This is a genomic window from Microtetraspora malaysiensis (genome assembly GCF_050947145.1).
GTDB lineage: Bacteria > Actinomycetota > Actinomycetes > Streptosporangiales > Streptosporangiaceae > Microtetraspora_A > Microtetraspora_A malaysiensis.
In genome coordinates, this window is sequence record NZ_CP191998.1 from 3,740,774 (window position 1) to 3,763,552 (window position 22,779).

The following is a 22,779-nucleotide window of genomic DNA, read 5'->3' on the forward strand; positions in this document are numbered from 1 at the left end:
CCCTGCCGGGCGCGGTATCTGTCAGGCACGCCCCTCGCGGCCGGCCAGGACGACGGCGGCCCCCGCGTGATCTCCACGCGGGGGCCGCCGCCTCATGGGGGCGGTGGTGGTGTCGCCGCCCCCGCCGAACGGCTGATCAGTCGAGGCAGAACTCGTTGCCCTCAGGGTCGGCCATCACGATGTAACCGGCGCCGAGCGGGGGAGCGGGCTCGTGGCGCTGAAGCCGGGTGGCGCCGTGGGAGACGAGCCGCTCGGCCTCCGCCTCCAGGGCCGCCATCCGCGCGTCGCCCACGAGCCCCGGGGCGGCTCGTACGTCGAGGTGCACACGGTTCTTGGCCTGCTTGCCCTCCGGCACCCGCTGGAAGAACAGCCGCGGCCCGGAGCCCTCGGGGTCGACCACCGCCGAGGCGTCGTTGCGGCGCTCGGGCGGCAGGCCCATCGCGTCCATGGCCTGCTCCCACGACTCGAAGCCCTCGGGCGGGTCCTGCAGCCGGTAGCCGAGGGCCTCGGCCCAGAAGGCCGCCAACCCGGCCGGGTCGGCGCAGTCAAAAGTGATCTGGACGTCGCGGGCCATTTCAGCTCGCCTCCTGACGGATCTGCTTGCGGGTATGCGGGTGAAGGTCGCGGAGCAGGGGGTTCCAGGTCTGCTCGGTCATGGTGCCAGACTGCCGCCTATAGCGGACAGGATCGTTCCGCGATTTGTGAAACGATGAACGCGTGACTGTCGAGGGGACCACCGAGCGGGTGTTGCGGTTACTGGCGCTGCTGCAGCGCCGGCCGTCCTGGACCGCCGCCGAACTGGCCGCCGAGCTGGGGGTCACCGACCGCTGTGTGCGCCGCGACGTGGAGCGGCTGCGCGCGCTCGGCTACCCCGTGCACGCGATGGCGGGTGTCGGTGGCGGCTACCAGCTCGGCGCGGGCACCCGGCTGCCGCCGCTGCTCTTCGACGACGAGGAGGCGATCGCGGCGGCGGTGTCCCTGCGGCTGGCGGCGGGGGGCACGGTCGCCGGGGCGGGCGAGGCGGCACTGCGGGCGCTCGCGAAGCTCGACCAGGTGATGCCGCCCCGGCTGCGCGCCGAGGTGCGGGCGGTGTACGGCGCCACCGAGACCCTTGTCGGCCCCGGGGTCGAGATCGACGCGGAGCTGCTGATGACGCTCGCGCGGGCCTGCCGCGACGCCGTGCGGGTGCGGTTCCGGTACGCCGGCCGCGGCGGCGAGGAGCGCGAGCGGACGGTCGAGCCGGTGCGGATGGTCACCACCGGCCGCCGCTGGTACCTGATGGCCCGGGACGTCGACCGCGACGACTGGCGCACCTTCCGGCTGGACCGGATGCGTGATGTGGTGGCGACGACCTGGCGCTTCCGGACCACGGAGCACCCGGACCCGGTCGCCTACGTGCAGCGGTCCGTGACCGAGGCGCCGTACCGGTATCTCGCCCGGGTGCGGGTGCGCGCCCGGCCCGAGCGGGTGCGGGAGCTGGTGCCGCCCCAGGTGGGGCGGGTCGAGGACGATCGTGACGGGTGGTGCGTGCTCGTCGTCGGCGGAGAGGACCTGAACTGGCTCGCCATTCGCGTGGCCGGGCTGGGCTTCGAGGCGGAGGTGCTGGAGCCTCCGGAGCTGAGGAAGGCCGCCGCCCTACTTGCCGGCCGCCTCGCGGCGATGGCCGGGCCCGGCTGACGCGCCCGGCCTGCCGGGTCCGGTCCTCCGGCCGCCGCTCCGGTACGGCCGCGCCGATTTTGCCCAAACGGAGGAAATCGAGAGCGGGAATCTCCCCTGACTTTGCGGAGCGTAAATAAGCTTCACTAATGCGCTGAATCGGCTAAATGCTGTCCTGTCTCCATGGAATAGCCGAATTCGCCACATCGGGGGGAGTGGTCGACGTGTCGGCCGGATTGAGTGACAACGATGCCCTCGCCGACGCCCGTGAACGCCTCCTCGCAGGCAGACCGGTCGGCGCGGGCGTGCGGGCATCGGTGCTGACCTCGTGGCAGCGCTGTCAGAACCTGGGTATTCCGGCCGACCGCATCGCTGTTCCGTACCACCAGGACCTGGATCAGGAAAGCGATCTCATTCGCGCCGCCGGTCCCGTGCTCGATCGGCTGAGTTCCGCGCTCCGCAGCATGCGGATGAGCGTTATCGTCTGCGACGAGCAGGCGCGGATAGTCAGGCGGCGCGTGGACGATCCGTCGTTGCGGAAGGTTCTCGACGAGCGGGAGCTCGCGCCCGGATTCGCGTACGCCGAGGAGATCGCCGGCACCAACGGCATCGGCACCGCGCTGGTCGAACGGGGGCCCGCCTTCGTCCACGGACGCGAGCACTTCGTCGAGTCCCTGCAGGTGTTCACCTGCGCGGCCGTCCCCGTCCGCGACCCCCTGAGCGGCCAGAGCCGGGGTCTGCTGGACCTGACCTGCCTGCGTGAGGACGCCGACCCCTTGATGACGGCCCTCGTCCGCGAGGCGGCCCGCGACATCGAGCGGCGCCTGCTGGAGCAGACCGCGGAGCGCGAGCGGGCGCTGCTCCAGACGTTCGTCCAGGCCCGCCTCGCGGCGCGCGGCGACCGGGCGGCCGCCCTCCTGCTGCCGGACGCGGGCGAGCCCGCCGGCCTGGGAGCACCCGGCGGCGACCCGCTGGGCCGCGGCGACCGGCTCATCCTGGAGGAGAAGGCCGCGGAGCTGATCTCCTTGGGGCACGCGGCCGTCGTCGAGGTGGCGCTCCCGAACGGCCGGGCGGCGACGCTCCTGAGCCGGCCGGTGACGTGCTCCTCCGGGGAGACCGGCATCGCCGTCGAGGCGGTCCTGCCCGGCGGCGGGCTGCGCCGCCTCGCCACCGCTCGCTCTGCCACGCCGTACGAGCGGCTCCCGAACGCGATCACCCTGCCGGCGCCGCGCGCGACCGCTCCCTCCGCCTGGACCGCCTCTTCCACCCAGACCACCGTCGCCGAGCCGCCCAGTGTCACCGACGAGTGCCTGATCGCGGTGGGCGAGCCGGGGGTCGGCCGGCTCGCCCTGCTGGCGCGGCAGCGTCTTGAGCTGCTCACCGAAGCCGGCGTCCGCATCGGCACCACGCTCGATGTGACCCGGACCGCCGAGGAGTTGACCGAGGTCGCGATCCCACGGCTCGCGGACTTCGTCACCGTCGATCTGCCGGACGTCGTGCTGATGGGGGAGGAGCCGACCGGCGTGAACGGAGCGGCGATGCGCCGGGTGGCGCTCGGCGCCGTCGACGGGGACTCGCAGCTGTACCCGGTGGGCCATCTGGTCACGTTCGTCCCGGCGACGCCGCAGGCACGGTGCCTGGCGACCGGGCAGTCCGTGCTCTCACCGCTGCCGACCCTCGCGTCCACGTGGATGCCCGAGGATCCCGGGCGCGCCCAGAAGGTCCGCGCGTCGGGGATCCACTCCGCCATCGCCGTCCCCCTGCTCGCCCGGGGCGTCGTCCTGGGCGTGGCGACCTTCTACCGGCTGGAGCACCGGGGGCCCTTCGAAGGCGACGACCTGTCCCTCGCCGAGGAGCTGTCCGGCCGGGCCGCCGTGTGCATCGACAACGCCCGCCGGTTCACGCTCGAACGCGCGACGGCCCTGACCTTGCAGCGCAGCCTGCTCCCGCACGGCCTGCCCGAGCAGAACGCCGTCGAGGCCGCGCACCGCTACCTGCCCGCGCAGGCCGGCGTGGGCGGGGACTGGTTCGACATCATCCCGCTCTCGGGCGCCCGCGTGGCGCTGGTCGTCGGCGACGTCGTCGGCCACGGCCTGCACGCCTCCGCCACGATGGGCCGCCTGCGCACCGCCGTCCAGAACTTCTCCGACCTCGACCTGCCCGTGGACGAGGTCCTCGCCCACCTCGACGACCTCGTCGGCCGGCTCGACCTGGACGAGGACCCGGACGGCGCGGCCGGAGCCGGGATCATCGGCGCCACCTGCCTGTACGCGGTCTACGACCCGGCCTCGCAACGCTGCACCATGGCGCGCGCGGGCCATCCCGCGCCGGCGCTGGTCCTCCCCGACGGCACCGTCGAGTTTCCCGAGGTGCCCGCGGGCCCGCCCCTCGGGCTGGGCTGCGTGCCGTTCGAGACCGTCGACATCGCGATGCCCGAGGGCAGCCGGCTCATCCTCTACACCGACGGGCTCATCGAGCACCGCGACCGCGACATCGATGTCGCGCTCGACCGGTTGCGACGCGTTCTCACCCACGATCCGCTCCGCTCGCCGGAGGAGACCTGCGACGCCCTGGTCGAAGCGCTGCTCCCCACCCAGCCGAGCGACGACGTCGCCCTGCTCGTCGCCCGCACCCGCGCGCTGAACGCCGGCCAGGTCGCGCAGTGGGACGTGCCCGCCGACCCGGCGGCCGTCTCCGGCATACGTACGGAGGTCACCCGGCAGCTGGCCGACTGGGACCTGGAAGAGCTGGCGTTCTCCACGGAGCTGGTGATCAGCGAGCTGGTCACCAACGCCATCCGGTACGCGGGCGGCCCCATCCAGGTGCGGCTCCTGCGTGACCGCACGCTGATCTGCGAGGTCTCCGACGGCAGCAGCACCTCACCGCGCCTGCGGCGCTCCGCCACCACGGACGAAGGGGGACGCGGCCTGTTCCTCGTCGCCCAGCTCGCCCAGCGCTGGGGCACCCGGCACACCGCCGACGGCAAGGTCATCTGGACCGAGCAGCCCCTTCCCTGCGGCGCCGTGACCCCCGGTTAGCTCTGCTCGGCGTGCTGGGTCACGGAGCGGTCGACCGCCAGGCGTCGCCAGGACCTGCGGCGCAGGACCAGCACGGCGATGTCGTCCCGGGGGTTGCCCCCGGTGAAGTGGGCCAGGTCGGCGCGGAGCGTCGCGGTGAGCCGCTCCGGCGGAAGCTCCCCCCACGTGCGCAGCCGTGCCCGCAGCGGATAGAAGTCGCCGTCCGCGTTCCGGGCCTCGGTGACACCGTCGGTGCAGAGGACGAGGGTCGCGTCGTGGGGGAAGGCGAACCGCTCCACGACGTGGGGGTCCCGCGTGAGCCGGGCGAGCCCGAGGGGCACCCCGGTGCCCGGCAGCGCCACCGCCGCCGCGTGCCCCGCGCGCAGCAGGTACGGGGGGATGTGGCCGCAGTTGACGGCCTGCACCTGGAGCGCGCCGTCGATGTCGAGCAGGAGAGCGGTCACGAACCGCTCCGGCTCGCCCGTCTCCGCCGCGAATTCGTTGTGCCGGACGACCGCCTGCTCCAGCGCGTCGACGATCACGCTGAGGGCGGCTTCGCGGTGGGCCACCTCCCGGAAGGCGCCGAGGACGGCGAAGGCGGCGCCGAGCGCGGGCAGTCCCTTGCCCTGGACGTCGGCGATCAGCACCCGGGTCCCGTACGGCGACGCCGCCACCTCGTAGACGTCCCCGCCGACCATGTTGTCCTCCTCGACCGGCTGGTAGACGCCCTCGACCGCGATCTGGTCGGTGATGAGGGGGAGCGGCCGGAGGAGCTGCCGCTGCAGAGCCGCGGCGGCGGAGCGCATCCGGACGACCACCTCGTCGCGGTGGGTCCGGTACCGGCAGGTGACGATGCTCAGCGCGCCGAAGGCCGCGGTGAAGAGCACCGAGAGCACGTTGTCGAACAGGTCCCCGCCGAGATAGACGGCGGAGCTGCCGACGACGGCGGTCGTCCACACGGACGCCACCACTGTCTGCCGCACGGTGCCGACGCCCGCGATGAACGCGGGCAGGAAGACGAGCAGCGGGGCCAACCGCACGCGGGTGCCGGTGGCCATGTCGAGCACGACGACGATCGCGGAGAGCACCACGAGCCAGGTCGCGAGCGCGGCCGTCGTGAGGAAGCTCCGTCTTGCCTGCCTCCCGGCCGCATTGCCGGATCGTCGTTCGTCGCCCATCGCTGCTACCGCCCATCCGCTGGATGGCGGCCGGCCGCGTCGCCGTGGCCGCCATCCGGGTTCGCCTCTCCTGCCAGGATGCGCCGGGGGAGCGCGGGAGGGGAAACGCGGGGGCGGATCCGTCATCGGCTCCCGCGGCGGACGGGCAGGTAGGTGGGGCCGGCGGGAAGGGTGAGGAAATCGCGGACCAGTCGGGCGCACAGCGCGGGCTTCTCGTGCAGGAGCACGTGCGAGGCGCCCGGCACCACGGCCAGCTCCGCGTCGGGGATCGCCCGGTACAGGGCCAGCACGTGCTCCAGGCGGACGATGTCGTCGTCGGCCGCCATCACCAGCGTGCGGGCCGCGACCGCGGACACCTCGGCCTCGGTCAGGGCCAGGGGCTCCGCCGCGATCCCCGCCATGATCTTCGCGGCCATCACCGGGAAGTGGTCCCGCCCGTCCGGGGAGACCTCCGCGTACGCGGCGACGACCTGCTCCGGCATCGCGCTCCCGTCGCCGGACGGCGCGATGATCATGCCCTCGTGATGGAACGCCGTGCTGATCAGCACCAGTGCGCGCACCAGGTCGGGGCGGCGCAGTGCGACCGCCAGCGCGATCGTGCCGCCGAAGCTGTATCCGGCGAGGTTGACGCGGCCGCCGGTCTTCTTGACGGCGAACTCGCAGAACGCGATCGCGTCCTCGACCAGGAGGGGCAGCGTGATCGGCCCGGGCGCGTCGGGCGTGCGTCCGTGCCCGCGCCGGTCGGGCATGAAGACGGTGAAGCGGTCGGCGAGCGTGTCCAGGTTGCCGGCGAAATCCCTGGAGTCGCTGAAGCCGCCGTGCAGCACCACCAGGGCCTCGGCGCCGGGCCCCCGTTCGTCGTACCAGGTGGGGATCCCGTTGATCTCGATGTAGTCGGCCATGGGACATCGTTCCTCTCGCTGAACCGGTCGGTCGGAGGGTGTACGACGCGGCCGCCCCTAACTCATCGCGGGAGGCGAGTCCGGCAGGCCGAAAAGGTCGAACAGCCGGGTGTCGCCGAGGTAGGAGGTCGTCGACACCACGCGTGCGCCCTCGATCTCCAGGACGACGAATCCGAACCTCTGGTATCCGCCGGCGCCGTCCGGCAGGTAGTGCCCGAACGCGGCCGTTCCGTTGGCCGCCACCGGCACCAGCCGGGACCCCGCGCACGGCCCACCCGAGGCGACCAGCGCCCGCTCGATCGCGTCCCTGCCACGCAGCCACCACGCGAACGGAGGCATCGACATCGTCGCGTCCTCGCGTAGCAGCGCGACCAGCGCCGCCACGTCGTACCGCTCGAAGGCGTCCACATAGCGGGCCAGCAGCGCGGGGTCGACGGGGTCGGCGGCGCGTGCGGGCCCGGCGGGAAGGGCGGCCCGCGCGCGCTGCAGCGCGCTGTTCACCGCGGCGACCGTCGTGCCGAGCAGCGTCGCGACCTCGGCGGCCCGCCAGCACAGGACGTCACGCAGGATCAGCACCGCCCGCTGCCGCGGCGACAGGACCTGCAGCGCCGCGACGAACGCCAGGCCGACCGTCTCCCGCGCCACGGCCGCCGCCGCCGGATCGGCGGCGGCCGGCAGGACGAGCGCGTCGGGCGCGGGCTGCACCCAGGCGTGCTCGGGCAGCGGCGCGCCCAGATCCGGCCCCTGCGCGGCCGGCCCGAGGTCCATGGGGCGGGCCCGGCGCGCGGCGCCCCTGAGGATGTCCAGGCAGATGTTGGTGGCGATGCGGTAGAGCCAGGTCCGCAGCGAGGCCCGCCGCTCGTCGTAGGCCGCCAGGCCGCGCCAGGCCCGGAGCAGTGTCTCCTGCACCGCGTCCTCCGCCTCGAACGGCGAGCCGAGCATCCGGTAGCAGTAACCGGTCAGTTCCCCGCGATAGCGGTTGAGATCCGTCCCCGTCGGGTCGCCCATGGCCATGGGCGCAGGCTACCGGTGCCGGCTGGGCATGCCCGCCCGGCTCAGTGTCGAGAAGCGCCGCTCGATGCCGCAGCGCGAGGCGATCGTGTCAGCCAGGTCACCGACATCCGGCTCTGGTCTGGTGATCAGGTCTGCGCCTGACTGCACGAGCGGTGCGGGTCGGCCCAGTGCAGGGCAACGTATGGCTCGGCGTGGCCGTGGTAGCTCACCCGTTCGCGGGTGACGCGGTAGCGCGCGTGTGTCTCGGGCTCGTCGGGTGAGCACCGAGGCACAGGGACGAGCAGGATGCCGATGTCCTGATCGATGTGGGTCAGCATGCCGTGGCAGGGACCGCCGAGACAGATCGCGTTGCACTCGTGGCGGTCGTCCTGCGGCGTCTTCATGCCGGGCAGGCATGCGTCTCGGTGGCTTTGACCGACGCCCGGATCTGTTGGCCGGGGGTGACAAGCACGGTGGCGCCGTCGATCTGCCGGTGGCCCTGCTGGTCACGCCCGACATTCAGCCGGCCCGCGTCCATCCAGCGGCGGACGGTGTCGGAGCTGACCCCGAGCAGCGCCGCGGCCTCGCTGATCCGAAACGTCGTCACGGCCCAACCATATATTCCGCATTTACTACCTAGAACGCTAATCTTCCATCGCATTAGCGGCTTGATCTACGGTATTGCCATAGCATCCACGAGACGGAGAATGCCGCATGAGTCTCGCTTCCCCTCGTCGCTGGGCCGCCACGTCCGCCCTCGCCGCCGCCCTGCTGACCACCCTCGCGCCCGTCGCCCCAGCACTCGCGCAGCCGTACGCCCACAAGGCCGCTCAGCAGGCCGCCTCGGCGACGGTCAAGGTCCGTGGTGAGGTCGACCATCCCCGCTCCTTCAGCCTGGCCCGGCTGCGCAGCCTGCCCCAGCACACCGTCCGCGTCCGCTACCAGACCTCCCACGGCGCGGAGAAGCACACCTTCACCGGGCCGCTCCTGGCCGACGTGCTGGCGCTGACCCAGCCCCGGATCGACCCGGATGTCAAGAACACCCAGCTGCGCCTCGTGGTCACTGCGATCGGCTCCGACGGCTACCGCGCCACCGTGGCCTGGGCCGAGATCGACCCGTCCTTCTCCAGCAAGAAGGTCCTGCTCGCGCTCTCTCAGGACGGCAAGCAGATCGACGCCGAAGGCCCGCGCCTGGTCGTCCCTGGTGACATCAAGGGCGGCCGCTACGTCAGCGGCGTCGTCCGCCTCCACGTCGGCAACACCGACGCACTCGACCCCGTGCGAGGCGCAGGTGAGACCACTCGCGTCGGAACAGGGTGATCGGGACTTTTTGCGGGGAGGTCATCTGTGCGATGTCGCCATCGTGGTCATCGCGAGAGGGGAGGCGGCAACATGCGATTGAGCGCGCGCAACCGGATACCGGCGACCGTCGTCAGGGTGACCAAGGGAGAGGCGACGGCCAATGTCGAACTGGACGCCGGAGCCGTGCGGCTGATGGCCTCTGTCACCGTCGAGGCCGCGGAGGAGCTGCGAATGGAGCCAGGCCGACGGGTCGTCGCCGTGGTGAAGGCTTCCGACGTGATCCTCGGCGTCGAGGACTGACCGACGGGACGGGAGGTGGCGCGTGGCAGCGGCAAGCGAATGCCGCACCACGCGCCACCGGGTTCGCGAACCCGACGCCCGCCCCACCGGAGAGCGCCGCAGCCCAATGAAACTGGCGACCGTGCGTAGATTTCTCCGATTCACCCGACGGAATATGAGGGCTTCACGTCGAGGAGCCCGGGATCATCCGCAGTGAACCCCATCGGCGTGCGCGGAGTATTCGTATCCGCCATACTCCAAATACCCCACGGTATAAACGCACTTCCCCTTCAGGTATTTGTAAACCGGCCCTGCGTAATAGTGATAATTCTTGGTGCTGCCGCTCGGCGGGTCCACTACGTACGAGGCCCTGCCGTCGCCCAGTGAGACATACACATTCTGTGCCTTGCCGTCCCATGCCGCCCTCACTCGGGTGATGGCGCAATTATTTCCCGTGGAAGGACTGTAGTAGATGCTGAGATCTCCGGGGACGGTGCTGGTGAAGATGCTTTTCAGCGGATACGACTTCAGGAAGTTGTATCCGGAGCCGCACGTTCCGCCGGTGGCTGCGGCGGGGCTGGCTGCCGTCATGACCGTGGCGGCGGCGATGATTGTGCAGGCGAGACCCGCTTGGATTTTGGTGCGGAGGGACAAGGCAGCGATCCTTAGGGTCGGGGGGAGATGCTGATCTTGATCGTAGACTACTTCCCCTGCGTCACGTCGACCGAGCACACGGGCAACACCTTGCACAGGCGACACGCTTTACGTTAGCCTCGGCGGCGAGCCCCGTATGGGCCTACTGCATGGAGGTAGCGGCTTTTCAAGCCACCGCGGAGATCGGCACATCTTCCGACTCTCTCGCCGTTATGGCACCCCTCGAAAAGGGGGTTCTGTGCTGCGTCTCCAGTGCAAGTACGGCCTGTGGGGTTTTTTTGTGTCGGCTCGTGGTGGTCTCCCGCCTCCAATCCATCCAAAGGATTGATCCGGAAGGAACTACTGCGTGACCCAGAACCCGCCCGAAAAGTACAAGGACTTCGACGCCGACGCCTTTCAGCAGAGCGTCATCAAGGAGTTCCGGGAGAACAACGGCAAAGTCGGTGGGATGTTCGAAGGGGCACAACTGCTCCTACTGACCACCACGGGCGCCAAGACCGGCAAGCCGCGGACGAGCCCGCTGGCCAAGGTCGAGATCGACGGTGAAACCCTCGTGGTCGCGTCGATGTTCGGCGCGCCCACCCACCCGGCCTGGTACCACAACATCAGGAAGAACCCCATGGTGACCGTTGAGGTCGGCACCGAGACGTACGAGGCGATCGCCTCCATCCCGGACGGGGAGGAGCGCGACAAGCTCTTCGCGAAGGTCGTCGAGGTGGCCCCTGGCTACGGCGACTACCAGGCCAAGACCACCCGGGTGATCCCCGTGGTCGTGCTGCACCGGGTTGGCCCCGAGCCGGGCGCCGAGCGGGTCAAGGGCATGGGCGACTGGATCGTCGAGGTCCACGACTGGCTGCGCAAGGAGCTCGACGACCTGCGCCGCCAGGTCGTCGACCTGATCGCCGGCGCGGGGCCCGCCACGCTGGAGCGGCCGAAGCCGGACCTGGCGCAGCAGATGCGCACGCACTGCATGGAGTTCTGCGGTGCGCTGAAGAAGCACCACACCGGCGAGGACATGGCCGTGTTCCCGATGCTGGCGAAGCGGTTCCCGGGCCTCGCCCCGGCGTTGACCGAACTGGGCGAGGAACACGTGGTGGTCGCGCGGCTGCAGGACGAGATCCAGGGGCTGGTCGACGGGTTCGTCCCCGGTGAGAGCGACCCCGTCCGGCTGCGCAGCGAACTGGAAAGCCTGGCCGCCCAGTTGGAGACGCACTTCGAGTACGAGGAACGCACGATCGTCAAGGCGCTGAACGCCACGGCGACGGCCCCCGATTTCGGCTGAGTGCGGAGTTGATGTGGCCCGGAGGTGCGGGGCGGATCAGCGGGGCGGGTACGCGGCGGCGAAGATCCGGGTGAGCCGCGGGACGAGCCGGGTGAAGCGGCCCTCCTCGTACGTGACGCCGGGCTGGTTGCCGAGCTGCTGGGAGACGACCCCGGCGATCAGGCTGGCGGCCAGGTCGAGGCCCTCCTCGCCCGCGGCGTCCGGGTGCAGCTCGCCCCGCTCCACGGCGCCGCGGATCAACGCCGTGAAGTGCTCGTGCGTGGCCAGGGCCGGCGCGTACGCCTCCGGTGACGGCGTGAAGCCGGGCACCGGCCGCCAGAACAGCAGCTGGGCGAGGACCTGGTTGGCCATGATCCACCGGGCGCCGGCCTCCAGGGAGGCGCCCATGGCGGCCAGGCCGGGCTCGTACGGCTCGGCGGCCCGGAGCGCCGCGTCCAAGTAGCCCTCCTGCCCCTTCTTGAACAGCGCGTCGTACACGGCGTGCCGGGACGAGAAGTACTTGTACAGGGACGGCGGCCGGACGCCGAGCCGCCGGGCCACGGTGGCCAGACTCAGTCCCGCGACGCCTTCCTCCGCCATCACGTCCAGGGCGATGGCGAGGATCTCGGCCTTGGTCTCGTTCCGGCGGCGCGATCTGCGGTCGGGAATGTCAGCCATGGGATATAGCTTAGGCTAATGCCAGTAGCCATACCTATGGGGGATAGCGTGTCGCGCGACATCATGCTCAGCGGCCTGCGGCAGAACAACCTGAAGAACGTCTCGCTGCGGCTGCCGAAGGAACGCATCACGGTCTTCACCGGCGTGTCCGGTTCGGGCAAGTCGTCGATCGTCTTCGGCACGATCGCGGTGGAGTCGCAGCGCCAGCTCAACGAGACGTTCAGCGCGTTCCTGCGGCACCGGCTGCCCAAGCACGAGCGGCCGCGCGCCGAGCGCATGGCGAACCTGACCGCCGCCGTAGTGGTGGACCAGAAGCCGGTCGGGGGTGGCGCGCGCTCGACGGTGGGGACGATGACGGAGGTCCACGCCGTCCTGCGGGTGCTGTTCTCACGCCGGGGCGAGCCGTCGGCAGGCCCCACGACGGCGTACTCGTTCAACGACCCGCAGGGCATGTGCCCGGAGTGCGACGGCCTGGGCCGGAAGATCGAGCTGGACCTCGACAGGCTGATCGACCCCGACCTGTCGCTCAACCAGGGCGCGCTGGCCCTGCACCCGATCGGCAGCGCCGCCTGGCAGATCTACGCGGAGTCCGGCCTGTTCGACCCGGACAAGCCGCTGCGGGACTTCACCGACGAGGAGCGCAAGCTCCTGCTGCACGGCAGCGGCTTCAAGGTCCAGCGGGGCAGGTACCAGAACACCTACGAGGGTGTGGCGCTCCGCTTCGACCGGCTCTACCTCAAGCGCGCCCGCGAGGAGGTCGACCCGGAGGCCCGGCCGATGGTGCGCGAGCGCACCTGCCCGCTGTGCGGCGGGACCAGGCTCAACGCGGCGGCGCTGGCGTCCAGGATCGACGGGCACAACCTCGCCGACTACGCCGCGATGGAGGTCACCGACCTCATCGGCGTGCTGGAGGGGCTGGCCGACCCCGCCGCCGAGGCGGCCGTGGAGTCGTTGCGCAGGATCGACGCCATCGGCCTCGGCTATCTCAGCCTCGACCGCGAGACGCCCACGCTGTCGGGCGGCGAGGCCCAGCGGCTCAAGACCGTACGCAACCTGGGCAGCAGCCTGACCGGCATGACGTACATCTTCGACGAGCCGAGCGTGGGCCTGCACCCGCGCGACGTGCACCGGCTGGCCGACCTCCTGGTGGAGCTGCGCGACAAGGGCAACACCGTGCTGGTCGTCGAGCACGACCGGCACATGATCGGGCTGGCCGACCATGTGGTGGACCTGGGGCCGGGCGCGGGCGCCGACGGCGGGCGTGTGGTGTTCGAGGGCACGGTGGCCGGGCTGACCGCCGCCGACACACCGACCGGCCGCATGCTGCGCCGGACGACCGTGATCAAGGAGCCGGTACGCGAGCCGACCGGCTGGCTGACCGTCGCGGACGCCGATGCGCACAACCTCAAGAACGTCACGGTACGGGTGCCGCTCGGCGTGCTCACCGCCGTCACCGGCGTGGCCGGGTCCGGCAAGAGCACCCTGATGCGGCGCGAGCTGGTCGCCCGGCACCCGGACACGATCGTCATCGACCAGTCGGCCATCGCCGCCTCGCCCCGCTCGACGCCGGCGACCTACCTCAACGCCATGGACGCGCTGCGCAAGTTGTTCGCCGAGGTCAACCGCGTGGAGCCGGGGATGTTCAGCTTCAACTCGACCGGCGCGTGCCCGGCGTGCAAGGGGCGCGGCGAGATCAAGACCGACCTGGCGTTCATGGACCCGGTCACGCGGGTGTGCGACGTCTGCGGGGGCAGCCGGTACAGCGCCGAGGCGCTGTCGTACACGGTGGGCGGCCGGACGATCGCGGACGTGCTCGCCATGACGGCCGACGAGGCGGCCCGGGAGTTCGACCTGCCGGGCGTCGGCAGGCTGGGCGAGCTGGGGCTGGGCTACCTGACGCTCGGGCAGCCCCTCAGCACGCTGTCGGGCGGGGAGCGGCAGCGGCTCAAGCTGGCGCACCGGCTGCGCGAGCGCGGCAAGGTGTACGTGTTCGACGAGCCGACCACGGGGCTGCACATGGCCGACGTCGAAACCCTGCTGGCGCTGCTGGACCGGCTGGTGGACGAGGGCAACACGGTCATCGCGGTGGAGCACGACCTCGACGTGGTCAAGCAAGCCGACTGGGTCATCGACATGGGCCCGGAGGCCGGCCGGAACGGCGGCGAGGTGATCTTCGAGGGCGTCCCGGCGGAGCTGGCCCGCGCGTCCACCTATACCGCCAAATATCTCGCGAAGTCGCTCGACGGCCCGCACCGGCGCCCCGCGTCGTCGTAGCGCGGGCCTCGTGCCGCCGCCGGCCCAGGGCACGCCGGTCGGGCTGTCTGAGCGCGTTCTCCACCTGGAGCCGTACCGGTGAGAGCCGCCGGGGCGATCTCAGATGCCGAAGTCTTCGTTGACCTGCCGCTCCAGTTCCGTGCTCTTGGGCCGGTAGGCGGGGTAGAACCCCTTGCCGCATTCGAGGTCGTCGAGGGCCAGCTTGATCTCCTTGCTCAGGCGGCGCCGCGCCTCGTCCGGGGAAAGGTCGGGCGGCCTGAAGGCGCCGCCGTCCCCGTTGGAGGTCATCGTCTTCTGGTTTCCCCGGAGATTGCTCTGGGCCATCTGCAGGACCCACTCGTTCATGGCCACCGGGTTGGTGGAGGTCACCCGGTAGCCCTTGCCGGTGAGGCAGTCGCCCATGGCCGAGGCGAGTTCGACGAGCTTCGGGTCGCCGTCGAGCTCCCGTTTCCAGAGTCGTCGGAGCGTTTCGTCGGCCTGGCCGTACCAGTCCGACCAAGACGTCACGTTCTTGCCGGTGACCTGCCTGACCGCCTGGACGTCGCAGCTCTCCAGGGCCTTCTTGTAGGCGCTGAACTGCGCGGGCGACAGCTTCGTGACGATGGCGAGATTGGGATCATCCCCCTCGTCCGGGTTCGCGCGGTTGTCGAGGTACGAACTCACGATGCCGAGGCCGCGCTTCGCGCGCTCGGCCTTCTCCGTCGCGTAGTCGAAAGGCTTCGTGTCCTGCTCGCTGATCTCCGGCCGGTCCACGTGCGCGACGTATCGGAAGCCTTTCGTCTTCATGCAGTCCGCCTTGACCGCCTGGAACGCGTGGGCCTTGTCCTGCGCGGGTGAGGGGGCGGCCGAGGGCGACGCGGCGGTTCCGGTGCTGCATCCGGCGAGCAGCGTGAGAACGGCCAGAGGCAGGAATGATCTTCTGGGCATGCGGAGACCATACTCCGTTGAACGTAGTATGGTCAATCCCGCAACAGGCCGAACTCCGCGTCGACCTGCTGTGTCACCTCGTTGCTCTTGGGGCGGAAGGCCGGATAGAACCGCTTGCCGCATTCAAGGTCGTCGAGAGCCGCTTTGATCTCCCTGTCCAGCAGGCGTCGCGCCTCGGCGGGGGTGAGGTGCGGCAGGTAGGCCGTCTGTTTCTCCGGATCGAAGGCGGGGATGCTCTTGTCCTCCTTCTGGGCCAGCTCGTGCATCTCTTTCCTGAACGTGGTCTCGCCCCAGGCGGAGACGGCCGTCGGCGTGGTGCCGGACACTCGGTAGCCCTTGGCCGCCATGCAGTCGGCCATGTCCGAGGCGAGTTCGGCGAGCTCGGGGTCGCCGTCGAGATCGCGCTTCAGGCGTCGGCTGATCATCACGTTTGCCTGGATGTACCAGTCGTAGGCGGACTTCACGACCTTGCCGGTGACCTGCTTGATCGCCTGGGCCTCGCAGGTCTCCGCGGTCGTGTCGTAGGCCTGCTGCTGCGCGGGTGACAGGTCTCTCTTGGTGGCGTAATTGGGATCGACGGCTCGGTTGTCGGCTTTCGACGTCTCCTGTCCTGGGCGGTAGACGAGAAGGGGGGCGACGTTGAAGCCGTACTTCGAGCGATGGGCTTTCTCCGCCTCGTAGTCGCCGGATGCGAGTTTTTCATCCTCGGCCGACCGGGCGAACGCCGGACGTACCCACGGGACGTAGCGAAAGCCCTTCCCCTTCATGCAGTCCGCCTTGATCGCCTGGACCGTGTGGGCCTTGTCCTGTGCGGGTGAGGAGGCGGCCGAAGGTGTCGCGGTGGTGCCGGTGCCGCATCCGGCGAGCAGTGCGAGAGCGGCCAGGGGTAGAAATGATCTTCTGGGCATGCGGAGGAACATACTTCGTTGAACGTAGCATGGTCAATCGAGAAGGACGCGACGCCGCCCGCTGTGCGGGACGAAGGCCGCCAGCGCGGTCAGCAGCGCCAGCAGTCCCCAGTAGGCCAGATGCTGCCGCGTCAGGACGGCGAAATGCTCGCCGAGCTGGTCGGAGACGACCAGCAGGTACAGCGCGGCCGCGAGCGCCCACCGGGGATCGCCGGCCACCCGCGCCGCCCAGACGGCCAGACCGAGCACGGTCACCTCCAGGGCCATCCGGCTGAGGCTGATCGGGATGGGCGTCTCCAAGGCCATCCACTGCGGCCCCGCCCAGGCGGCGAACGGCACGGCGGCCCACCACCACCAGGACCTGGTGCGCGGCGCCTCCCCGACGGAGAGGGCCAGCAGGCAGCAGCAGACGAGTCCATAGCCGACCGCGACGGTCGCCGGAGCGCTCGCCACGAACATCGGCTCGGTCGTGAGGAAACTCGGATAGACCGGCAGCATGGTCAGCTCGACGAGCTGCTGCCCGCTCGCGATCGCCACCGCCTTGGCGCCGGTGAGCAGTACGAGGGGGAGCGCGAGACGTACCCGGCCGCGGACGGCGGCGAGCAGCGCCAGCGCGGACAGCACCACCCACAACGGCAGCGACCCGGCATAGGGCAGCATCGCCGCGAGCTGCATGGCCATCACCGCGGTGGCGCCCAGGTGCAGGCCGTCCCGCCAGGCGCTCCCGCGCGCCGCGTGCCGCACCCGCTCGCGCAGGCCGCCGGTGAGCAGGCCGGTCGCCTCCCTGAGCTCCGGGGTCGTGCGGTCCGGCGCGGCGCAGTCGAGCAGGACGCCGACGAGCTCCGTGCCGTGGGCGGCGCGATAGGCGGGCGGATAGGCGCGCAGCAGCAGCCGGTAACGGCGTTCGAGCGGCGTCATGCGAAGCTGGTGCGCTTCATCACCAGAGCGGCGGCCTCGTGCATCCGCCGCGCCTCCGCCTCCACCGCGGATTGACCCGAGTCGGAGATGCGGAAGTAACGCCGGTCGCGGCCGTTGACCTTCTCCTCCCGGTCCACCGTGATGAGGCCCCGGTCGCCGAGGCGCTCCAGGATGCCGTAGAGGGTGCCGACGGACGGCTTCACCCGGCCGCCCGAGAGCTCACCGACGATCTTCATGATCGCGTGACCGTGCAGGGGTCCGTCGAGCAGCGCGGTGAGCACGTAATACATGGGCTCGCTGACTTCGTCGGTCCCCCTGGGCATGCCGCAGAACATAACACGGATGATGATCGCCGATCTCGGCATGGCGCCGGAGATGACGAAAAACCAGGGGTCCGTCCGTTAGGTATGTGTCTGTCGGTTGATTTCGTGACTTGTTATCGTCGTCGGCGGTGTCGCGCACGGGCCGCCCGGCACTGACGTACGGGGAGTAACAGGACGGCGGGGGAAACGTGGGCTTGATGGACCGCATCCGCGGTGAGTTCGTCGACATCGTCGAGTGGACGGACGACAGCAGGGACACGATCGTCTGGCGCTTCCCGCGCTACGAGAACGAGATCAAGATGGGCGCCCGGCTGGTGGTCCGGGAGTCCCAGACCGCCGTCTTCGTCAACGAGGGCCGCATCGCCGACGTGTTCACCCCCGGCACGTACGTCCTGGAGACGCAGAACCTCCCGCTGCTGGCCACGCTGAAGGGCTGGAAGTACGGCTTCCACTCGCCGTTCAAGGCCGAGGTCTACTTCGTGAACACCCGCCTGTTCACGGACATGAAGTGGGGCACGCAGAACCCGATCATCGTCCGCGACGCGGAGTTCGGCATGGTCCGGCTGCGGGCGTTCGGCACGTTCGCGACCCGGATCACGGACGCCGCCGCGCTCCTGCGCGAGCTGGCCGGAACCGACCCGCGGTTCCGCACCGAGGAAGTGCGCGAGTACCTGCGCCAGCTGATCGTGGGACGGCTGGCGAACGCGCTGGCCACCGCGAACATCCCCGTCCTCGACCTGGCGGCGCACCAGGACGCGCTCGGCGCGCGCCTCGCGGCCGTCCTCAGCGACGAACTGGCCCCCGTCGGCGTCGCGGTGCCCACGTTCATCATCGAGAACATCTCCCTGCCGCCGGAGGTCGAGGCGGCGGTAGACACGCGCACCAAGATGGGCGTCGTGGGCGACCTCGACCGGTACACCCGGTTCCAGACCGCGAATGCGATCGGCGACGCCGCCCGCAACCCCGGCGGCGCCGGCGAGGGCATCGGTCTGGGCATGGGGATGGCCGTCGGGCAGCGCCTCGCCGCCGGCCTGGCCCCGCAGGCGGCTCCGGCCGACGCGGCGGGCGGCCCGCCGCCGCTGCCGTCGCAGGAGCAGTGGTACGTCGCGGTGAACGGCCGGCAGCAGGGCCCCTACGACGCGGACGCGCTGCCCGGTCTCGTCCGGAGCGGTGAGCTGACCCGCGCCAGCCTGGTGTGGCACGCGGGCATGGCCGCCTGGACGCCGGCCGACCAGGTCCGCGAGCTGGCTCCGCTGATGTCCAGCGTCCCGCCGCCGCTGCCGCCGGCGTGAGCGCCGGGTCCCCCTTCCCCCTGCCCGTCTTTCCGGAGGACCGGTCGTGTCCGATCCCAATGTCGCCGGCGCCGAGCCCGGGTCCCGCTCCTGCGCCTGCCAGTCCTGCGGCGCCGGGCTGGAGTACGCCCCGGGCACCGGGTCCATGCGCTGCCCGTACTGCGGGCGGGAGCACCCGATCGCGCCGGCCGGGCGGCCCGTCCGGGAGCACGACTACGCCGAGCTGGCCCGGATGCCGCCCAAGCCGAGGGGGGTCGCCGGTGCGGCGCGCCTGTTCGCCTGCCCGGGATGCGGCGCGCGCACGGAGAGCGACACGCTGTCCGAGCGGTGCCAGTTCTGCGGCGCGCCTCTCGTGGCCGACGCGGCGTCCACCGAGCGGATCGTGCCCGAGGCGATCCTCCCCTTCGGCATCGACCGGGCCGGCGCCCGCGACGCGCTGCGCACGTGGACGTCCTCCCGCTGGTTCGCCCCCTCCAGCCTGAAGAAGGTGTCCGAGGCGGAGACCTTCAAGGGGAGTTACCTGCCGTACTGGACGTACGACGCCCGCACGGTCTCCGACTACACCGGCCGGCGGGGCGTCCACTACTGGGTGACTGAGACCTACACCGTCACGGAGAACGGCTCGACCCGCACCGAGACCCGGCAGGTGCGGCGGACCCGCTGGTCGAACGCCGCCGGCAGGGTGTCGCGCGACTTCGACGACGTGCTCGTCCCCGGAACGAGCCGGGTCGCCTCCGAGCGGCTGGACAAGCTCACCCCGTGGCTCCTGGACCGGGCGGTGCCCTACGAGGAGCGGTACCTGGCGGGCTTCCAGACCGTGCGCTACGACATCGAGCCGGAGGACGGTCTGGAAGCGGCCAAGCGGCGCATGGCCCAGGCCATCGAGTCCGACTGCCGGCACGACATCGGCGGTGACGAGCAGCGGGTGAGCTCGGTCGCCACCCGGTACTCGGACCTCACCTACAAGCTGGTGCTGCTGCCGGTCTGGTTCCTCGGCTACGTACACGGCGGCAAGACCTGGCAGGTGATGGTGAACGCCAGCACCGGCGAGGTCATCGGGCAGCGGCCGTACAGCGCCGCGCGGATCATCGCCGCCGTCCTCGCGGGCGTGGCGGTCGTCGCCCTCATCGCCCTGCTCGTCGTCAACGCCGGCGCTCGCGGGCAATGACCGCCCTCGGCGGGGGCCGACGGCGGGCCGCGGGCTGAAACTTTCACCGGCGGTTGACGCGCGTCGCGCGAGCCCACAGGATCATGGTGCCGCCTGGTCAGGAGGGGGCGTCGAGTGAATGCCGCTGTCCATGACGAGGTGCGCCGATGCCGAAAACCCCTTTGATCACGAGAACCCCGTTACGATTCGCGTCCGCGGTCCTGCTCACGCTGGCCGCCCTGAACATCCCCGCCGCGCACGCCGACGAGGTCACCCCGGTCGTGGTGACCGTGGACGCCCGCGCCGCGCTCGCCGCCGTCCCCGAGACCGGTATCGGCGCCAACCACGCGATCTGGGACAGCCGGCTCGGCACCGACGAGACCGCGGACCTGCTCAAGGACGCGGGCGTGAAGCTGCTGCGCTATCCCGGCGGCTCGTACTCCGACATCTACCACTGGGCCGACCACACCGCCCCCGGCGGCTACGTCGCCCCCGGCACCGACTTCGACACCTTCATGAGCGGCGCGCGGCGCACCGGGGCGCAGGCGATGGTGACCGCCAACTACGGCACCGGCACCGCCGAGGAGGCCGCCGCCTGGGTCCGTTCCGCCAACGTCACCAAGGGATACGGCGTCAAGTACTGGGAGATCGGCAACGAGAACTACGGCAACGGCCACTACGGCTCCGCCTGGGAGGCGGACGACCACGCCGACAAGAGCCCCGCCGAGTACGCCCGCACCGTCGTCGCCTACGCGGACGCGATGAAGGCGGTCGACCCGACCATCAAGGTCGGCGCGGTGCTGACCACGCCGGCCAACTGGCCCGACGGGCTGACCGCCGACGGCGACGACGGGACCTGGAACAAGGTCGTCCTGTCGCTCGCCGGACCGAAGATCGACTTCGTGATCCTGCACTGGTACCCCGGCGCCCTCGACAAGGCCGCCCACGTCCCCGACATGATCGATCTCACCCGCCGGCAGATCGCCGCGTACGCGGGGTCCGGGGCGGAGCGGATCGGCATCGCGATGACCGAGTTCAACACCGGGAGCAGCAGCAACGGCACGAACACCCAGCCCGGCGCGCTCGCCGCCGCCGACGCGTACGCGACGCTGCTCGCGAACGGCGTGTTCACCGTGGACTGGTGGAACGTGCACAACGGCATCGGCGCGGTCACGCAGGTCGCCGGGCACACCGACTACGGCGACTTCGGCCTGCTGTCGTCGGCGGCCTGCGCCTCCGACGGCAGCGTTTGCGAGCCGCCGGCTAACACGCCCTTCGCCCCGTATTACGCGCTGCGGATGATGAGCGCGTTCGCCCGGCCCGGCGACCGGTTCGTCCAGGCCGCCACCGACCAGGCGAAGGTCAGCGCGCACGCCGTCCGCCGCGCCGACGGCTCCCTGGCGGTCCTGCTGATCAACACCTCGTCCGACATGTCGTACCCGGTCACGATCGGCTACTCCGGCTTCGTCCCGGCCTCCGGCGCGCCCACCGTGCTGACCCACACCAACGGCGCCACCGACATCACCCGCTCGACCTCGGGGAGTGCGACCGGCCGGACGCTGCCGCCGCTGTCCATGACCACGATCGTCGTGACTCCCGCCTCGGCCCAGACCGGGCCGCCCGGCACGCCGGGACAGCCGGCGGTCTCGAACGTGACGGACACGACCGCCGCGATCTCCTGGCCGGCCGCCTCCGCCGGCCCGCGTCCGATCGCGAAGTACGAGGTCTACCGCAACAACGGAGCGGTCGCGGAGCAGCTCGGCGAGACCTCCGGCACCTCCTTCACCGCGCGCAACCTCACGGCGGGCACGCGCTACACGGTCAACGTCATCGCGCGGGACAGCGGCGGCGGCGTCTCGTGGGCCTCGCCGCCGGTGACGTTCACGACCGGCACGCCCGCCACCAGCTCCTGCGCCGTGCGGCTGACCGACCAGTCCGACTGGGGCAACGGCTACGTCGGCGCCGTCGAGATCACCAACAACGGCGCCCCGATCAACGGTTGGACCCTGCATTTCCGCTGGCCCCGGACGTGGCAGAGCCTGGGCAGCGGCTGGGGCGCCGTCTGGACGGAGAGCGGCTCCGAGGTGAAGGCCGTCAACGAACCCGGCAACGGCTCGCTCGCCACCGGCGCGTCGACCACGATCGGCTTCGTCGGCAACTACAGCGGCCCGAACGTCCTCCCCGCCGTCTTCACCCTCAACGGAACCGTCTGCGCGACCCGGTAGCGCGTCGTCCGGGGACATCCTCCACGGACGTCCCCGGCCACGCGGACGCCGAGCGGCTGGTGCCGAACCTGCACCGCGCGTACGCGGACGCCGACGGAGGAGAGCTGGACCTCATGGCGGCCCCGCACGACGCGGCGACCTGGAACGGCGGCCCGCTGACCACCCACGTCTGCCCACTGGACTGACGGCCAGAGGCCATGGACGATGTAGGTGGAATAAAAACGGTTATCGTTATCGTTGTGCGGTCTGACGATCAGAAAGGATCCGAATTGGCCAGGAACGAACTCCGTCCGGTGATCAAGCTCCGCTCGACCGCCGGGACCGGCTACACGTACGTGACCACGAAGAACCGGCGCAACGACCCGGACCGGCTCGCGCTCCGCAAGTACGACCCGACCATCCGTCTGCACGTGGAGTTCCGGGAGGAACGATGAAGAAGAGCATCCACCCCGACTACCGCCCCGTCGTCTTCCGGGACCCGGGCGCGGACTATGCGTTCCTCAGCCGTTCCACGATCATCGGCGACAAGACCATCGAGTGGACCGACGGCAACACCTACCCGGTGGTCGACGTGGACGTCTCCTCCGCGAGCCATCCCTTCTACACCGGCCGTAACCGCGTCCTGGACGCGGCCGGCCGTGTCGAGCGGTTCAACCAGCGCTACGGGAGGAGTTGATGTCCGCCGCGCCTACCGGCGGGGGGCACGGCACGCCTCGGTGAGACGGCGGCGCACCGGGTCGCCCGGGCGGGTGCGAACCCGTGCCGGGTGGCCCGGTTGCCGCTATTTGGCGGGTTTTACGTGCTCTGTGTGCTTCTGAGGAGAAACGGCGTTGCCCGTGAACGAC

General features: G+C 70.8%; 24 protein-coding genes. 12 read left to right on the forward strand and 12 right to left on the reverse strand.

Going from position 1 to position 22,779, the window contains the following annotated elements; all coding sequences use genetic code 11:
• Positions 1-136 precede the first annotated feature (136 nt).
• Complete coding sequence (locus tag ACQP1V_RS17675; RefSeq protein WP_433424258.1) at positions 137-574, reverse strand: VOC family protein; 438 nt, start codon at positions 572-574, stop codon at positions 137-139.
• Positions 575-717: 143 nt separating this feature from the next.
• Between ACQP1V_RS17675 and ACQP1V_RS17680 the strand changes: the two genes are divergently transcribed.
• A complete protein-coding gene (locus tag ACQP1V_RS17680; RefSeq protein WP_433424259.1) occupies positions 718-1,677 on the forward strand; it encodes a helix-turn-helix transcriptional regulator in 960 nt (319 codons plus the stop codon).
• A gap of 203 nt (positions 1,678-1,880) precedes the next feature.
• Positions 1,881-4,694: a SpoIIE family protein phosphatase gene (locus ACQP1V_RS17685; protein ID WP_433424262.1), complete on the forward strand. Its 2,814-nt coding sequence runs from the start codon at positions 1,881-1,883 to the stop codon at positions 4,692-4,694.
• Here ACQP1V_RS17685 and ACQP1V_RS17690 read toward each other — a convergent pair.
• From ACQP1V_RS17690 to ACQP1V_RS17710, 5 genes are all read right to left on the reverse strand, one after another.
• Positions 4,691-5,851 carry a PP2C family protein-serine/threonine phosphatase gene (locus ACQP1V_RS17690; RefSeq protein WP_433424265.1) on the reverse strand — a complete coding sequence of 387 codons (1,161 nt, stop codon included), beginning with the start codon at positions 5,849-5,851 and terminating at the stop codon, positions 4,691-4,693. The genes ACQP1V_RS17685 and ACQP1V_RS17690 overlap by 4 nt on opposite strands.
• Positions 5,852-5,973: 122 nt before the next feature.
• A complete protein-coding gene (locus ACQP1V_RS17695; RefSeq protein WP_433424268.1) occupies positions 5,974-6,753 on the reverse strand; it encodes an alpha/beta fold hydrolase in 780 nt (259 codons plus the stop codon).
• A 57-nt stretch (positions 6,754-6,810) separates the two neighbouring features.
• On the reverse strand, positions 6,811-7,767 hold the full coding sequence (locus ACQP1V_RS17700) for a sigma-70 family RNA polymerase sigma factor (RefSeq protein ID WP_433424270.1): 957 nt from the start codon (positions 7,765-7,767) through the stop codon (positions 6,811-6,813).
• A 125-nt stretch (positions 7,768-7,892) separates the two neighbouring features.
• A complete protein-coding gene (locus tag ACQP1V_RS17705) occupies positions 7,893-8,150 on the reverse strand; it encodes a hypothetical protein (protein WP_433424272.1) in 258 nt (85 codons plus the stop codon).
• Positions 8,147-8,353 (reverse strand): MerR family transcriptional regulator, encoded by a 207-nt coding sequence (locus ACQP1V_RS17710; RefSeq protein WP_433424275.1) that lies wholly within the window; start codon positions 8,351-8,353, stop codon positions 8,147-8,149. The genes ACQP1V_RS17705 and ACQP1V_RS17710 overlap by 4 nt, the downstream gene beginning before the upstream one ends.
• Positions 8,354-8,460: 107 nt before the next feature.
• Here ACQP1V_RS17710 and ACQP1V_RS17715 point away from each other — a divergent pair, with 107 nt between their 5' ends.
• Positions 8,461-9,066 carry a molybdopterin-dependent oxidoreductase gene (locus ACQP1V_RS17715; RefSeq protein WP_433424278.1) on the forward strand — a complete coding sequence of 202 codons (606 nt, stop codon included), beginning with the start codon at positions 8,461-8,463 and terminating at the stop codon, positions 9,064-9,066.
• Positions 9,067-9,138: 72 nt separating this feature from the next.
• Complete coding sequence (locus ACQP1V_RS17720) at positions 9,139-9,348, forward strand: TOBE domain-containing protein (protein WP_433424281.1); 210 nt, start codon at positions 9,139-9,141, stop codon at positions 9,346-9,348.
• A gap of 183 nt (positions 9,349-9,531) precedes the next feature.
• On the opposite strand, the gene ACQP1V_RS17725 is transcribed toward ACQP1V_RS17720, so the two are convergent.
• On the reverse strand, positions 9,532-9,981 hold the full coding sequence (locus ACQP1V_RS17725; RefSeq protein WP_157570673.1) for a hypothetical protein: 450 nt from the start codon (positions 9,979-9,981) through the stop codon (positions 9,532-9,534).
• 346 nt (positions 9,982-10,327) lie between these two features.
• Between ACQP1V_RS17725 and ACQP1V_RS17730 the strand changes: the two genes are divergently transcribed.
• Positions 10,328-11,263 (forward strand): nitroreductase/quinone reductase family protein, encoded by a 936-nt coding sequence (locus ACQP1V_RS17730; RefSeq protein ID WP_433424284.1) that lies wholly within the window; start codon positions 10,328-10,330, stop codon positions 11,261-11,263.
• A 36-nt stretch (positions 11,264-11,299) separates the two neighbouring features.
• On the opposite strand, the gene ACQP1V_RS17735 is transcribed toward ACQP1V_RS17730, so the two are convergent.
• Positions 11,300-11,920 carry a TetR/AcrR family transcriptional regulator gene (locus ACQP1V_RS17735; protein WP_433424287.1) on the reverse strand — a complete coding sequence of 207 codons (621 nt, stop codon included), beginning with the start codon at positions 11,918-11,920 and terminating at the stop codon, positions 11,300-11,302.
• 48 nt (positions 11,921-11,968) lie between these two features.
• Between ACQP1V_RS17735 and ACQP1V_RS17740 the strand changes: the two genes are divergently transcribed.
• On the forward strand, positions 11,969-14,194 hold the full coding sequence (locus tag ACQP1V_RS17740) for an ATP-binding cassette domain-containing protein (RefSeq protein WP_433424290.1): 2,226 nt from the start codon (positions 11,969-11,971) through the stop codon (positions 14,192-14,194).
• Between the two features lie 99 nt (positions 14,195-14,293).
• Here the strand turns inward: ACQP1V_RS17740 and ACQP1V_RS17745 are convergent, their stop codons facing one another.
• From ACQP1V_RS17745 to ACQP1V_RS17760, 4 genes are read right to left on the reverse strand one after another with little or no spacing between them, the layout of a single operon-like run.
• Positions 14,294-15,121, reverse strand: coding sequence for a hypothetical protein (locus ACQP1V_RS17745; RefSeq protein ID WP_433424293.1), 828 nt, complete (start codon positions 15,119-15,121; stop codon positions 14,294-14,296).
• Positions 15,122-15,153: 32 nt separating this feature from the next.
• Complete coding sequence (locus ACQP1V_RS17750) at positions 15,154-16,029, reverse strand: hypothetical protein (RefSeq protein WP_433424296.1); 876 nt, start codon at positions 16,027-16,029, stop codon at positions 15,154-15,156.
• Positions 16,030-16,062: 33 nt separating this feature from the next.
• The gene (locus ACQP1V_RS17755) at positions 16,063-16,947 is read right to left on the reverse strand and encodes a hypothetical protein (RefSeq protein ID WP_433424299.1); all 885 of its coding nucleotides are present in this window, start codon (positions 16,945-16,947) and stop codon (positions 16,063-16,065) included.
• Entirely contained in the window at positions 16,944-17,270 is a 327-nt protein-coding gene (locus ACQP1V_RS17760; protein ID WP_387410843.1) for a PadR family transcriptional regulator, read from the reverse strand. Before ACQP1V_RS17760 ends, ACQP1V_RS17755 begins: the two co-directional genes overlap by 4 nt.
• Before the next feature lie 197 nt (positions 17,271-17,467).
• Here ACQP1V_RS17760 and ACQP1V_RS17765 point away from each other — a divergent pair, with 197 nt between their 5' ends.
• The 6 genes from ACQP1V_RS17765 (at position 17,468) to ACQP1V_RS17790 (ending at position 22,610) form a co-directional block, all read left to right on the forward strand.
• On the forward strand, positions 17,468-18,562 hold the full coding sequence (locus tag ACQP1V_RS17765; RefSeq protein WP_433424302.1) for an SPFH domain-containing protein: 1,095 nt from the start codon (positions 17,468-17,470) through the stop codon (positions 18,560-18,562).
• Between the two features lie 46 nt (positions 18,563-18,608).
• Positions 18,609-19,730, forward strand: a complete 1,122-nt coding sequence (locus tag ACQP1V_RS17770) for a hypothetical protein (RefSeq protein ID WP_433424305.1) — start codon at positions 18,609-18,611, stop codon at positions 19,728-19,730.
• A 146-nt stretch (positions 19,731-19,876) separates the two neighbouring features.
• Positions 19,877-21,934 carry a cellulose binding domain-containing protein gene (locus tag ACQP1V_RS17775; protein ID WP_433424308.1) on the forward strand — a complete coding sequence of 686 codons (2,058 nt, stop codon included), beginning with the start codon at positions 19,877-19,879 and terminating at the stop codon, positions 21,932-21,934.
• 59 nt (positions 21,935-21,993) lie between these two features.
• Positions 21,994-22,119, forward strand: a complete 126-nt coding sequence (locus ACQP1V_RS17780; RefSeq protein ID WP_433424311.1) for a hypothetical protein — start codon at positions 21,994-21,996, stop codon at positions 22,117-22,119.
• An 84-nt stretch (positions 22,120-22,203) separates the two neighbouring features.
• Entirely contained in the window at positions 22,204-22,368 is a 165-nt protein-coding gene (gene rpmG / locus ACQP1V_RS17785) for a 50S ribosomal protein L33 (RefSeq protein ID WP_387410851.1), read from the forward strand.
• Positions 22,365-22,610: a type B 50S ribosomal protein L31 gene (locus ACQP1V_RS17790; RefSeq protein ID WP_433424314.1), complete on the forward strand. Its 246-nt coding sequence runs from the start codon at positions 22,365-22,367 to the stop codon at positions 22,608-22,610. Before rpmG ends, ACQP1V_RS17790 begins: the two co-directional genes overlap by 4 nt.
• The last annotated feature ends 169 nt before the right edge of the window (positions 22,611-22,779 follow it).

What these genes read in the sequence shown, in the direction of transcription:
- ACQP1V_RS17675 (WP_433424258.1), bottom strand. Translation starts at nt 574, where the DNA reads ATGGCCCGCGACGTCCAGATCACTTTTGACTGCGCCGACCCGGCCGGG.
- ACQP1V_RS17690 (WP_433424265.1), bottom strand. Translation starts at nt 5,851, where the DNA reads ATGGGCGACGAACGACGATCCGGCAATGCGGCCGGGAGGCAGGCAAGA.
- ACQP1V_RS17695 (WP_433424268.1), bottom strand. Translation starts at nt 6,753, where the DNA reads ATGGCCGACTACATCGAGATCAACGGGATCCCCACCTGGTACGACGAA.
- ACQP1V_RS17700 (WP_433424270.1), bottom strand. Translation starts at nt 7,767, where the DNA reads ATGGCCATGGGCGACCCGACGGGGACGGATCTCAACCGCTATCGCGGG.
- ACQP1V_RS17705 (WP_433424272.1), bottom strand. Translation starts at nt 8,150, where the DNA reads ATGAAGACGCCGCAGGACGACCGCCACGAGTGCAACGCGATCTGTCTC.
- ACQP1V_RS17715 (WP_433424278.1), top strand. Translation starts at nt 8,461, where the DNA reads ATGAGTCTCGCTTCCCCTCGTCGCTGGGCCGCCACGTCCGCCCTCGCC.
- ACQP1V_RS17720 (WP_433424281.1), top strand. Translation starts at nt 9,139, where the DNA reads ATGCGATTGAGCGCGCGCAACCGGATACCGGCGACCGTCGTCAGGGTG.
- ACQP1V_RS17735 (WP_433424287.1), bottom strand. Translation starts at nt 11,920, where the DNA reads ATGGCTGACATTCCCGACCGCAGATCGCGCCGCCGGAACGAGACCAAG.
- ACQP1V_RS17745 (WP_433424293.1), bottom strand. Translation starts at nt 15,121, where the DNA reads ATGCCCAGAAGATCATTCCTGCCTCTGGCCGTTCTCACGCTGCTCGCC.
- ACQP1V_RS17750 (WP_433424296.1), bottom strand. Translation starts at nt 16,029, where the DNA reads ATGCCCAGAAGATCATTTCTACCCCTGGCCGCTCTCGCACTGCTCGCC.
- ACQP1V_RS17755 (WP_433424299.1), bottom strand. Translation starts at nt 16,947, where the DNA reads ATGACGCCGCTCGAACGCCGTTACCGGCTGCTGCTGCGCGCCTATCCG.
- ACQP1V_RS17760 (WP_387410843.1), bottom strand. Translation starts at nt 17,270, where the DNA reads ATGCCCAGGGGGACCGACGAAGTCAGCGAGCCCATGTATTACGTGCTC.
- ACQP1V_RS17765 (WP_433424302.1), top strand. Translation starts at nt 17,468, where the DNA reads ATGGACCGCATCCGCGGTGAGTTCGTCGACATCGTCGAGTGGACGGAC.
- ACQP1V_RS17775 (WP_433424308.1), top strand. Translation starts at nt 19,877, where the DNA reads ATGCCGAAAACCCCTTTGATCACGAGAACCCCGTTACGATTCGCGTCC.
- ACQP1V_RS17790 (WP_433424314.1), top strand. Translation starts at nt 22,365, where the DNA reads ATGAAGAAGAGCATCCACCCCGACTACCGCCCCGTCGTCTTCCGGGAC.